The sequence below is a fragment of the Limnobacter sp. G6BE5S genome, from assembly GCF_058448965.1.
Genome location: NZ_JBZFLM010000005.1, coordinates 112,733 through 124,801 on the forward strand (window position 1 = coordinate 112,733; position 12,069 = coordinate 124,801).

Annotated in this window: 11 protein-coding genes; 5 read left to right on the forward strand and 6 right to left on the reverse strand. The window is 54.7% G+C overall.

Annotated features, from left to right (window positions below; translation table 11 throughout):
- Positions 1 to 19: 19 nt before the first annotated feature.
- Complete coding sequence (gene xerD / locus ACVL1J_RS10265; protein WP_159572699.1) at positions 20 to 919, reverse strand: site-specific tyrosine recombinase XerD; 900 nt, start codon at positions 917 to 919, stop codon at positions 20 to 22.
- Between the two features lie 67 nt (positions 920 to 986).
- On the opposite strand from xerD, the gene pdxH reads away from it, so the two are divergent.
- Genes pdxH through ACVL1J_RS10285 form a run of 4 tightly spaced genes read left to right on the forward strand, consistent with a single transcriptional unit; the run spans position 987 to position 3,857 of the window.
- Positions 987 to 1,622: a pyridoxamine 5'-phosphate oxidase gene (gene pdxH, locus ACVL1J_RS10270; protein WP_341236522.1), complete on the forward strand. Its 636-nt coding sequence runs from the start codon at positions 987 to 989 to the stop codon at positions 1,620 to 1,622.
- An 18-nt stretch (positions 1,623 to 1,640) separates the two neighbouring features.
- A complete protein-coding gene (locus tag ACVL1J_RS10275) occupies positions 1,641 to 2,264 on the forward strand; it encodes an ANTAR domain-containing response regulator (RefSeq protein ID WP_159572703.1) in 624 nt (207 codons plus the stop codon).
- Positions 2,264 to 3,250 carry a CmpA/NrtA family ABC transporter substrate-binding protein gene (locus tag ACVL1J_RS10280; protein WP_341236521.1) on the forward strand — a complete coding sequence of 329 codons (987 nt, stop codon included), beginning with the start codon at positions 2,264 to 2,266 and terminating at the stop codon, positions 3,248 to 3,250. Before ACVL1J_RS10275 ends, ACVL1J_RS10280 begins: the two co-directional genes overlap by 1 nt.
- Before the next feature lie 28 nt (positions 3,251 to 3,278).
- The gene (locus ACVL1J_RS10285; RefSeq protein ID WP_491665333.1) at positions 3,279 to 3,857 is read left to right on the forward strand and encodes a M48 family metalloprotease; all 579 of its coding nucleotides are present in this window, start codon (positions 3,279 to 3,281) and stop codon (positions 3,855 to 3,857) included.
- 14 nt (positions 3,858 to 3,871) lie between these two features.
- Here ACVL1J_RS10285 and ACVL1J_RS10290 read toward each other — a convergent pair whose 3' ends face one another.
- The 5 genes from ACVL1J_RS10290 to tsaD form a co-directional block, all read right to left on the reverse strand.
- Positions 3,872 to 4,324 (reverse strand): hypothetical protein, encoded by a 453-nt coding sequence (locus tag ACVL1J_RS10290; protein ID WP_341236519.1) that lies wholly within the window; start codon positions 4,322 to 4,324, stop codon positions 3,872 to 3,874.
- 77 nt (positions 4,325 to 4,401) lie between these two features.
- Positions 4,402 to 5,652: a glycolate oxidase subunit GlcF gene (glcF, locus tag ACVL1J_RS10295; protein ID WP_341236518.1), complete on the reverse strand. Its 1,251-nt coding sequence runs from the start codon at positions 5,650 to 5,652 to the stop codon at positions 4,402 to 4,404.
- Positions 5,653 to 5,661: 9 nt separating this feature from the next.
- A complete protein-coding gene (gene glcE, locus ACVL1J_RS10300) occupies positions 5,662 to 6,738 on the reverse strand; it encodes a glycolate oxidase subunit GlcE (RefSeq protein ID WP_341236517.1) in 1,077 nt (358 codons plus the stop codon).
- A gap of 12 nt (positions 6,739 to 6,750) precedes the next feature.
- Entirely contained in the window at positions 6,751 to 8,241 is a 1,491-nt protein-coding gene (locus ACVL1J_RS10305; RefSeq protein ID WP_341236516.1) for an FAD-linked oxidase C-terminal domain-containing protein, read from the reverse strand.
- A 675-nt stretch (positions 8,242 to 8,916) separates the two neighbouring features.
- A complete protein-coding gene (gene tsaD, locus ACVL1J_RS10310) occupies positions 8,917 to 9,993 on the reverse strand; it encodes a tRNA (adenosine(37)-N6)-threonylcarbamoyltransferase complex transferase subunit TsaD (protein WP_341237502.1) in 1,077 nt (358 codons plus the stop codon).
- 116 nt (positions 9,994 to 10,109) lie between these two features.
- Here tsaD and ACVL1J_RS10315 point away from each other — a divergent pair, with 116 nt between their 5' ends.
- Complete coding sequence (locus tag ACVL1J_RS10315; RefSeq protein WP_341237501.1) at positions 10,110 to 12,002, forward strand: alpha/beta hydrolase; 1,893 nt, start codon at positions 10,110 to 10,112, stop codon at positions 12,000 to 12,002.
- Positions 12,003 to 12,069: the final 67 nt, after the last annotated feature.

The window sequence follows — 12,069 nt, forward strand, 5'->3', positions numbered from 1 at the left end:
TTGGGCTTTGGCGTCGATTTTAGCGACTTTTTGAGCGTGGGTGGCTTTGATTCAGCAAGGTGTGCAGGTGTTCTTTGGCCACATGGGTATAAATTTGCGTCGTTCCAATGTCGGCATGCCCCAAGAGCAGTTGCACCACTCGCAAGTCCGCGCCATGGTTAATCAAATGCGTGGCAAAGGCATGGCGCAACACATGCGGGCTTACCGGGGTTTCAATGCCTGCCTGCAAGGCGAGCCGCTTGATATTTTTCCAGAAACCTTGGCGGGTCATGGGGGTGCCAAAATGGGTTACAAACAAAAAATCACTGGTTTTGCCCTTCAACAATTCACCGCGAGCCTGCTGCAGGTAAAGCTGAATCGCCAACCTTGCGGGTTCGCCCATGGGTACCAAGCGTTCCTTGTTGCCTTTGCCCAGCACCTTCACCGCGCCAACATTCAGGTCAACGGCTCGCAGGGGCATGTTCACCAGTTCACTCACGCGCAGGCCGCTGGCGTACATGAATTCAAGCATGGCTTTGTCGCGCTGCCCTGCGGCATGGCTTAAATCGGGTGCAGCCAGCAGGTTCAGTACTTGTTGTTCGCTCAATGTTTTTGGTATGCGCAGGCCACGTTTCGCGCTTTGTAACTGCGCGCACGGGTTGTCCTCGCGTTGTTTGCTGGTGATTAGCCACAGGTAAAAACGTTTGTAGCTGCTTAGTTTTCGGTTCAGGCTGCTGGGCTTCAATTCCAGCAAATCGTGTACATGGTTTCGGATGTGTTCGCTGCTGACCTGCAGCAGGTTTTCAGCAAATTGTTCTTCAAGCCAGTTGCCCAGTTGCTGCAAGTCGCTGCGGTAGGCCTGTAGCGTGGCTTTGGCCAATCCTTCTTCAAGCCACAAAGTGGTGCAGAATTCGTCAATCAGATCGGCATTGCTCTTCATTGTGGTGCTGGCAGCATGTGAAAATAAAGGTCATCATACCTTTAGCAGCACCAAGGAGTTCCGTTTTATGTCAATCGCAGATCTTCGAAAAGATTACACCCAAGCCACGCTGAATGAGGCCGATGCCTTGGCCGATCCATTCGACTTCTTCAAGCTTTGGTTTGATCAAGCATTGAATGCAGATTTGCCCGAGCCCAACGCCATGACACTGGCCACAGTGAATGCCAAGGGAAGGCCATCGGCGCGTATCGTGTTGATCAAGGGGCTGGATGCGCGTGGCATTACTTTTTTCACCAATTACGAAAGCCGAAAAGGCCAGGAGTTGGCGCAGAATCCACATGCCGCAATTCTGTTTCACTGGACTGAGCTGGAGCGGCAAGTGCGAATCGAGGGCCGGATTGAGAAGTGTAGCCCAGAAGAGTCTGATGCGTATTATCTCTCGCGACCAGCGGGTAGTCGCCTGGGTGCGTGGGCTTCGCCTCAAAGCCAGGTAATCAACTCTCGAGAAGTGCTTGAAGCGCGAGTCAAGCAGGCCCAGGAAGAACAACAGGGCGACCCGCAGACCCGGCCTCCATTTTGGGGCGGTTACCGTCTCGTACCCGATTTTTTTGAGTTCTGGCAAGGGCGGCCGTCGCGACTTCACGATCGCCTGGCTTACACCTTGCAAGGTGATTCTTGGGCAATGTCCCGATTGGCCCCTTGAGGATGAGTACACCCATTCATGGAAAAGAGTAAACCCGGCAAAGCCGCCACACCGCCACTGAAAGTACTGCTGGTTGACGAGGAACCAGGCCGTGCCGCCATACTGGAACGCGCCTTGCTAGATGCTGGTTATGTGTTGGTGTCCCGTCTTAGTTCAGCTGATCGGTTGGCTGAACACGTGGCGGTGTCTCAACCCGACATCGTGATTGTGGACATCGACTCACCCGATCGCGATTGCCTGGAAAACATGGCGGTTTTGTCGCGAAGCAATCCCAAGCCTGTGATCATGTTTTCTGATGAAGACAATGAGGACACGATCGCCAGTGCGATCAAGGCTGGTGTAAGTGCCTACGTGGCCGACGGCATGAACCCGGATCGGGTTCGCCCCATTGTGCAGGTGGCCGTGGCGCGTTTTCGTGAATTTCAGGCGTTGAGAAACGAGTTGCAGAAAACCCGTGATCAGCTGGCGGACCGCAAGCTGATTGACAAAGCCAAAGGCCTGTTGATGAAGCACCGAAAATTCAATGAAGACGAGGCCTACCACGCCATGCGAAAGCTTGCCATGGAGCGCAACCAGCGCCTGGTAGACACAGCCCGCAATGTGATTGAGGTGTTTGAAATGTTGGGCGGAGGTGGTTTGTAATGCAACAGGAAATTCGCATTGGCGTCATCGCACTCACCGACTCCGCTCCATTCGTGGTGGCCCAGAAAATGGGTTTTTTCGAGGCTGAACATTTGTCTGTAGATCTGGTCAGGCAGCCATCCTGGGCCACGCTGCGCGACAAGCTGGCTTATGGCGAAATTGAAGCCGCTCACATGCTCTCGCCCATGGCGATCGCCTTGCAGCTGGGTTTGGGGGGCTCTCCCAAAAAAGACGTATTGGCACCGCTGGTATTGAATCGAAGCGGCAATGCCATCACGGTTAGCAAGCCTTTGGCCGCGTTGATTGCCGGGCTTGTTGAAGGTGAAACGCTGGGTTCAAAATTGCGTGCAGCAAAATCCCGGGAGGAACGTTCCATGGTGTTTGGCACGGTGTTTCCGTTTTCCATGCACACTTTGCAGCTTCGCCGCTGGTTGCGTTCGAATGATGTAGACCCGGATCAGGATGTACGTTTTGAAGTGGTCCCGCCGGTTCGCATGGTGGCCTCGCTTCAAGCTGGTTTGATCGATGCATTTTGTGTGGGCGAGCCCTATAACTCCCTGGCGGTGAATGAGGGGCTTGGCACCATTGTGGCTACCTCCAACAGTTTGTGGCCCAAAGCCCCTGAAAAAGTATTGGGCTGCACGCGCGCCTGGGCGTCTGAGAACCCTGTTGCCCTGAGTGGCTTGATCAAGGCGCTTCGGCACGCCTGCAATTGGCTTGAAGGCGGGGTCGAGAATCGAAGCAAAGCAGCGGGTTGGCTGTCTACTTCGGATTACGTGAATTTACCCGGCTCTGTGCTTGAAATGGCTTTGTTGGCCACCATCAAAGGCGGAGCCGATCCGTTTATTCAGTTTGACGGTGCCGAGTTGACCGAAGACCAGCGCCCGATGTTCGAGTCGCTCGTGGTTGAAACCCTTGCATTAACAAACGCTCGTCCTTCGGACGCTATTCAGTTCGACAGTGGCTTGAGACCCTTCGGTTTTTAGTTCGGAGAGAAGTATGTGGGGCGCACATGTGAGACTTTTGCGATTCGCCTGGATTGCACATTTGGGTTTTCTGCTTTTTCATTCTGGCGTGCAGGCGGCCACACGCACTGACATCGATCATGCAATTGTGCAGTTGGGCAAAGCAGTGCCCAATATGAAACTTGAAGTTGAGCTGACGAAAACATGGAGCCGGGCCTATGTGTCGGATCGCATCGAGGGTGCCTTGCTGACCATGGACCCCGATTTTTTGAATCGCTTAACGCCCGATGGTGTGTTGTTCGTGATTGCCCATGAGTACGCGCATGTGCACTTGGAGCATCAGAAAAAGCTGGGCATGAAAGCCATGGAATTGGCTGGTATGCCAACTCCCGACATGGCCTTTGATGCGATTGAGCGCAACCCGGCCACCATGGAAAAGCTGCACGCCATGAATCGCCAGTTTGAATTGGATGCTGACGAGGCAGCCACCAAATGGCTGGCCAGCTTGAACATTGTTGCCTGCACCGAGGATGTGCTGCGCAGTATCGACGGTGCCGACATGATGATGCCGGTGGTGCCTTCACACCCCGGTTATTACAGTCGCAGACAGGTCATTTGTCGAAAGTAATGCAGAGCGCTTGCTTAAGAGATGAACTTGCCGGGATCTAGATTCAATGATTTCGCAATGGCTTCAAACTGTGATTTGTCTTCTGGGCGAATGTAGCTGCCAACCATGTTTGAATCGACGTTCTGAAAGCCGCGGTCCCCACGCGCTACATGTTCCAGCAAGGTCCATGCACACAAGCCTTGTTGCCTGTTATTCAAAAGCCCTGGGTTTTGAATTTGCTGATTGACCAGGTAAGTGGACAGCGCTTTCCGTGTCTCGACCCGAATCATCGGGATGTCTCGGTCGATTGCATTGCAGCGGAAAATAATTTCCCGAGCCTGTTCGTTTCTTAGTGTATCGCTCGCGATTGCCAGCGTGGCTTTTTTTGCAGGCCGGGCTTGTTCTTCAAGGCTGACCTGGCTTAATGCCCTGGTTAATGAACTGGTTGGGCGGGTTGCGCCAGCGGGGGTGGTGGTGTCGATAGTCATGGCTTTGGATGCGTTGAAATGAAAAGGACCACTTAGTGAATATGTGGCCCTTTCAGTTCCATGCCTTGACAAATTACTTAAACCGCTTGCGCAACCCACTCTACCCAGTGGCGAACATCCACTGTTGCATCGCTTTCCAAATGGCCCAAACAACCAATGTTGGCTGATGCAATGGCCTGCGGCTTGCCCGCCATCAGGTTGGCCAGCTTGCGCTTTTTCAATTCTTTCGACAACTCAGGTTGCAGCACCGAATAAGTACCGGCTGAGCCACAACACAGGTGTGAATCGGCCACAGGTGTTAATTTAAAGCCCAGGGTGGTCAGCACGTTTTCAATCACACCCTTGATTTGTTGGCCATGCTGCAAGGTACAAGGTGGATGAAAGGCAATGCTGCCAGGGATGCGCTGCTGCTCGATGGCGGCTTTCACCTTGGTGCCCAAGCGCGCTAGCCCGTCTGCATTTTGTTGGGTGATGAACTCGCCAATGTCCAGGGTTTTCTCGCTGACCAGTTTGGCCTTTTCCGCGTACTCTGGATCGTTTTCAAAATAGTGGGCGTATTCACGAACTGTGACGCCGCAGCCTGATGCATTCATCACCAACGCCTCGGCCTCGCCGCTTTGCAGCAAGTTGTACCAAGCGTCGATGTTGGTTTTCATTTGAACCAAACCGCCAAGGTGGTCGTTCAAGTGAAACTTCACGGCGCCACAACAACCCGATTCCTGTATCACCATGCTTTGAATGTCCAATGCATCGAGAATCACGGATGTTGCAGAATCAATCGACGGCATCATGGCAGGCTGTACACAGCCTTTCAGCAAGATCACTTTGCGTGTGTGTGCTGTGTTGGCAAAGGGCAGGGTGGGGCGTTTGGCCGGCACTTTTTTCTTGATGCTTTCCGGCAGCATGCCACGCACCGCTTTGCCCATGGCCATGCCCGCTGTAAACATGGGGCGGTTGGTCATCAGCATTTTCAGGCTTTCACGTGTCAGCTTTTCAGCCATGGGGCGCTCAACACGCTCATCCACAATTTTGCGGCCAATGTCGATCAACTGGCCGTACTTCACACCGGAAGGACAGGTGGTTTCGCAATTGCGGCAGGTTAAGCAGCGGTCCAGGTGTTGCTGGGTTTTGCGCGTCACTTGCTTGCCTTCCAAGACCTGTTTGATCAAGTAAATGCGGCCACGCGGGCTGTCCAGTTCATCGCCCAGAATTTGGTAGGTGGGGCAGGTGGCCGTGCAAAAACCGCAATGTACGCATTTGCGCAGAATTGCATCGGCGGCTTTGCCATCGGGGGTGTCTTTGATCCAGTCGGCGAGTTGGGTATCCATGCGTTCTACTTACAAAATGGGTGACAGGCGGTTGATGCTGAACACACCAGCCGGGTCGAATTGTTCTTTCAGGCGGCGTTGCAGTTTCAGCATGACCGCATCAGGTTGCTGGAATGCGTGCACGCGCGCGGCGTCGTTGCCTGTGCGGTACAGGGTGGCGTGGCCACCCACGCGTTTGGCGGTGGCGCGAATTTGCTCGGCCGTTACGCCAGCATCGGCACGAAGCCAGCGCAGCCCGCTGCCCCATTCGTGTACACTTTGACCATGCATGGCCAAATCAACGGTGGTGGGCGGCACTGCCATGCGCCACAAATCGCCTTCGGCTTTGAAGAATGCATGTTGCTGGTCGCGCACGCTGGTCCAGAAGGCTTGCGCCTGCTGGCTTTCCATTTCCTGCCCGCCCATGTTTTTGGTGGCAGCCTGTACTGCTGCGCTGGCACCGCGCAGGCGAACTGTCAGCTTGCCGTTGTCGAAAAACGTGGCAGAAATTGGAAGGGGTTTCGATAGCCATTCATTGCTTTGAGCAATCGCTTTGTTCACATCCATGTCGAACTGCAGTGTGGCTTCGGCGGGCGCAACCGGCATGACTTTGATCGACAATTCGGTTGCAATACCAAGCGTGCCCATGCTGCCAGGAATTACCCGGGCCACGTCATAGCCCGCCACGTTTTTCATGACCACACCGCCAAAGTGTAGCAGTTGACCTTTGCCATCGAGCAGGGTGCAACCCAGCACATAATCTTTCACGCCACCTTTACTCAGGCGTGCGGGTCCGGCAAGGCCGCTGACAATCGCGCCGCCAATGGTGCCCTTGGCACCCAGCCTGGGTGGTTCAAATGCCAGTTCCTGCTTTTCAGCAGCAAGGGCAGCTTCCACTTCAGCCAAGGCAGTGCCCGGCTTCACCGTGATCACCAGTTCCGTGGGTTCATATTCCACAATGCCGGCCCATTGGCGCATGTCCACTTCCTCGCCTTGCAGGGGGCCACCGTAAAAATTCTTGGTGCCGCCGCCCAACGGGCGAAGTTGTGTCTTGTTGCGGGCAGCCAGTTCAACCTGTTTGCACAGGTCATCGATAAAGTCGCTCATGATCTCGTTCTTTTAAAAGCGGGGAAGGTCTGCGAAAGGCACCTGGCCGCCATGCACATGCATGCGACCATATTCCGCGCAACGGTGCAGCGTTGGAATGGCTTTGCCGGGGTTGAGCAAACCGGGTTCGTCGAAGGCTTTCTTCACCGCGAAAAATGCATCCAGTTCAGCACGCGAAAACTGCACGCACATCTGGTTGATTTTCTCGATGCCCACGCCATGTTCACCGGTCACTGTGCCACCCACTTCCACGCACAGTTCCAGAATTTCTGCGCCGAAATCTTCAGCACGTTTAATTTCTTCAGGCTTGTTCGCATCGAATAAAATCAGTGGGTGCAAATTGCCGTCGCCTGCATGAAATACGTTGGCGCAGCGCATGTCGTATTTCTTTTCCATTTCGGTGATGGCGTTCAAGACTTTGGCCAAACTGCGGCGGGGAATGGTGCCGTCCATGCAGTAGTAGTCGGGCGACACGCGGCCAGCAGCCGGAAATGCATTCTTGCGGCCAGCCCAGAATTTCAGGCGTTCGGCTTCGCTTTGCGACACCTTGATGGCGGTGGCACCGCAGCCGTTCAGCACGCGGGTCATTTCCGCAATTTCTTCGGCCACTTCTTCGGGTGTGCCATCGCTTTCCAGCAACAAAATGGCCTCTGCTTCGGTGTCGTAACCAGCTTTTACAAAGGGCTCCACCATTTGGCTGGCGCGCTTGTCCATCATTTCAAGCCCGGCCGGGATAATGCCCGCGGCGATCACGGCTGCCACTGCATTGCCTGCATTGGCCACGTCGTCGAAGCTGGCCATAATCACCTGCGCCAAAGCGGGCTTGGGTACCAGCTTCACGGTCACTTCTGTAACCACAGCCAGCATGCCTTCGGAGCCGATCACCAGGTTCATCAACTCAAGTCCGGGGGCATCGGGTGCCTCGGAGCCGAATTCAACCACTTCACCTTCAATGGTAATGGCGCGAACTTTCAGCACGTTGTGCACCGTGAGGCCGTACTTCAGGCAGTGCACGCCACCGCTGTTTTCGGCCACATTGCCGCCAATGGTGCAGGCAATTTGGCTGGAAGGGTCGGGCGCATAGTACAACTGGTGCTGGGCCACGGCCTCGGAAATAGCCAGGTTACGCACGCCGGGTTGCACCACTGCACTACGAGATTGCACATCTACTTTTAGAATTTTGTTGAACTTGGCCATACCCAGCAAAATGCCGTGCTTGTGGGGCTGTGCACCGCCGGACAAACCGGTGCCCGCACCGCGTGCCACAACAGGTACGTTTAGTCTGTTGGCCAGCTTCAGGATTTCGATAACCTGTTCTTCGGTGTCGGGCAAGGCCACCACCATGGGCAACTGGCGAAACAGGCTTAAGCCGTCGCATTCATAGGGTTTGGTGTCTTCTACCTCGTGCAACACAGCGTGGGCGGGCAGAATCTGGTTCAAGCCCGCGATCACTTCCGCGCGTTGGGCGGCATTCAGTACAAAGTCTTCAGTGGGCGCATTCATAGGGGTACCTCTTTGACAGCTTTCAAGCATACTCAATTATTGTATGAATGGTAATTGGTGCTTGCCCGAAGCAGTTTTGCTTGTTAGTCAAAAGTGAATTGCCGGTTTGTTTTGCCAACTCGGCATGGGTTACTTGTGCAGCACTTGAATGGCGACTTTTGATCTGAACTTGAAGGGTCGCCGCTGCCCGAAAACTTGGCATATCGTCTTGTCTGCTTGAGCCTGCACTAAGCCAAGCCCTCCAAAAGTAACGGTCGGGTCTTGGCTTTCGCGCCATGGCGCGATCGTTTGTCTCGGCGCACCAAGCCGGCAAGTTTTCTGACCGGTCATCGTGCGACCACTTGCAAGTTCAGCTCCGCGTCACCGTCGGCCGGGTCTGTAGCCCAATCGGCGGCGGTGTTTCGATCGCCTCGCCTTCAAGAAAACCTGCCCGTTTGAATTCACCCGCCACGGTCGGCCATGGGCCGGCACCGAGACTCGGCCCGCCCTTTTGCCGAGCGAGGTGAGTCAGGGTGAATCTCAAAAAGGGATATACAGGTTTTCAGGCGAGAGATTGAAACCCAAGCCGATCGGGCAGTTAACCGGCAGGCGAGAGATTGGAACCCAAGCCGATCGGGCTGTGAACAAGCTAACTGAGTTATCTACACCAGCAAATGAGCAAAAGCCTGCCTAGTCCTAGCTGGCGGACGTTGCCAATTCGCATCGCGGCCGCGTCACCATGCCGTACTCCCGCTTTTCCAGCAGTGCGGGGTTCTCAGCCAATTGCATGGCGCCTGCAAAGGCAATCATTGCCCCGTTGTCGGTGCAAAGGCTCAGCTCGGGGAAGTAAACTTCCACTCCACGCTTGCGCGCTGCTTTCACCAACTGTTCTCGCAACAATTTGTTTGCGCCCACACCACCGGCAACAACCAATCGTTTGTGATCTTGCTGTAAGCAGGCCGCCAATGCTTTCTTGACCAGCGTTTCAACAATCGCAGCTTGAAAACTGGCAGCCAGATCGGCTTTGTCCGTGTCGCTGATCACCATGGTTTCAGAAGGTTGCTTCACACCTGCCAATTTCATGGCGGTGGTGAGGACAGCTGTTTTCAAACCGGAAAAGCTGAACATGTAATCGCCGCTGTGCAACATGGGGCGGGGCAACTTGAATCGCTCGGGATTGCCGTTTTCTGCCAGTTTCGACAAGGCTGGGCCGCCAGGGTAGGGCAGGCCGATCATTTTTGCGGTTTTGTCAAAGGCTTCGCCAGCGGCATCATCCAATGTCTCGCCAAGCAGGGAATAACGGCCCAACCCTTCAACACCCATTAACTGAGTGTGCCCGCCACTAACAAGCAAAGCAGTAAAGGGGAAGGCTGGTGGGTTGGCAGAAAGCAAAGGCGATAGCAAATGCCCTTCCAGGTGGTGCACGGGAATTACAGGCAAACTGAGACCCATCGCAAGGCTGTATGCAAATGCGCAACCCGCCATCAGGGCGCCCGGCAACCCGGGGCCAGTGGTTACGGCAATTGCGTCCACTTCTTGCAGGGTAATGCCAGCCTGGGCAAAGGTTTCGTCCATCAAGGGAATCAAACGACGAATGTGATCTCGAGAGGCCAGTTCTGGCACCACGCCGCCGTAATCGGTGTGCATTGCAATTTGAGAATACAAGGCTTGCCCTAGAATGCGCCCCTCGGTGGTGCACAGTGCCACACCGGTTTCGTCACAGGAACTTTCAAAACCAAGCACAATTTTGGGAGGGTTTGCAACGGAAGTCACTTCAGGCAGCCAGAACAAAATTAACGCCCCATTTTAGCGTGGCTTCGTTAAGTAATTGAATCTGAAAGGCTTCAAGTGCGAGTAATAGTCAAAACATTTCAAATCGGAGACATTTCATGTTGATCGGAGTCACCAGAGTACTGGGACCCCTGCTGTTGGCGGTTGGGCTTGCGGGTTGTCTGTCGGAAACCGACCCGACAATGGTCGGCAATTCGGGCTCCAGCGGCGGCGGTGGCGTTGGTCCATCTGAAACCGAAATGCCACTGCGGGTGAAAAACCAGCAAACGGCCACGGGCCACGCGGCGCGTGTTGAGCAGGTGGTCATTCCCGCTTTTGATGGCACTGACTTGGCGTTGACTGTCTATTTTCCTGAATTGGATGCCGGTGAGGCGACCCCTTTGTTGTTGCACTCCCATGGCTTTGGAGGCACCCGTGCCGCCACACTTGATTTTGACGAAGCCGCGCAAACATCTGAAATTGGTGTTGATACCCTGCAGGTGGCTTATAACGAGAAACAGCCAGTGGCAGGCCGGGCCGGTTGGTATGTAATTTCCTATGATCAGCGCGGCCACGGCGAAACCGGTGGCAATGTCACGATTCTTGATCCTGATTTCGAAGGCAAAGACTTCAAAACCATCCTTGACTGGGCAGAAGCCAATTTGCCCAACCTGGGCTACCGCAGCAAAGCCGGTGCATTGAACCCAGTGGTGGGCACCATTGGCCGCAGCTATGGTGGGGCGTTTCAATTAATTGGCACCGGGCTTGATTCCCGCATTGATGCCATGGTGCCCAATGGCACCTGGTACGACCTGCGTTACAGCCTGAACCCCGGCGGCGTGCCCAAAACCACCTACCTGAACGGATTGGTGGCGGGGGGCTTGGAAAGCAACCGCGGGCGTTACGACCCCTTCCTGTTTCAGGGGCTTGTCGAGGCCAATACCACGGGCGTGGTTTCCGACGAAATTGTGAAACGATTGGGCTCGCAAGGTTCTATCTCCTATTGCGATTTGTCGGCCAACCTGCCCAGGGGCATGACGCTGAAAACCGATGTGCCCGCGTTTTTTATTCAAGGTGCTACCGATGTGTTGTTCAACCTGAATGAAGCGATTCAAAACTTTGAGTGTTATCGCAAGGTGAATGCAGACGCAAAATTGTTGTTCGTCAAATACGGGCACCTGCTCAATGCCTTGGGCGTTCAGCAAGACCCCAACGCGGCGCTGGAAGGCACCGGTGCCAAATACGCCTTCAATGAAAGCCTGATCTGGCTGAAGACCGCACAAAACTCATGCCCCGCAGCCAATTGGGATGCGCCAACAGGCCGCTGTGTTCTTCCGCTAAAAAACATGATGTTCCAGTTTCTGGCCCAACATTTGGTGGGCAGCAGGCAAGCCCGTTCGCAGAATTATCTGGGTTTCGACCCAATACCATTGCCTGAAATCGCATCGGTGCTTGAAGACAGCAGAAACGATCCCACTGCAATTGAAGTGAAGTCCAATTCATCGAACCGACCCAAGCTAGAAGGTGTGCGTGCAGCTTCAGCGTTCAGTACGCCCACGCAAGTGATCGCGGGTGTGGCGGGCCTGTTTACAGGTTTAACCTCAACACAGGCGGCTCAACTTGCGCAGCCTGTTTATGTGGAACTGAACAATGCCAACGAGAAAGGCTGTTTTGTAGGCACGCCCAAAGCCACCGTGAAAGTGGAGCCTGTTGGCCCAGCTTCGCCCGAGTCTCCCATTGTTTACGTGGGGCTTGGACTGAAACGCGCCGATGGCACGCAAACCGTGTTGCACGATCAGGTCACGCCCTTGAAGGGGTATGGCGAGAAAGCCATTGATCTGCCCGGCATTTCTGTTCAGCTCAAGGAAGGGGATTCACTCACCCTGACTATTCAGGGCTACAACCCAGTGTTTGTCAGCAGCTTTAACCGCTTGCCAGTACCCGTTACCGTCAGCGCCAGCGTGGCCTTGCCCAATCGGGTTCAAGATCCTACAGGCTTCTGCGCCCTGTAATCAAACAGCGCACCGTTCTACGCAGAATGGTGCGCTGCACTAGTTGGGTGCCAGCCGCCCAGCCCAA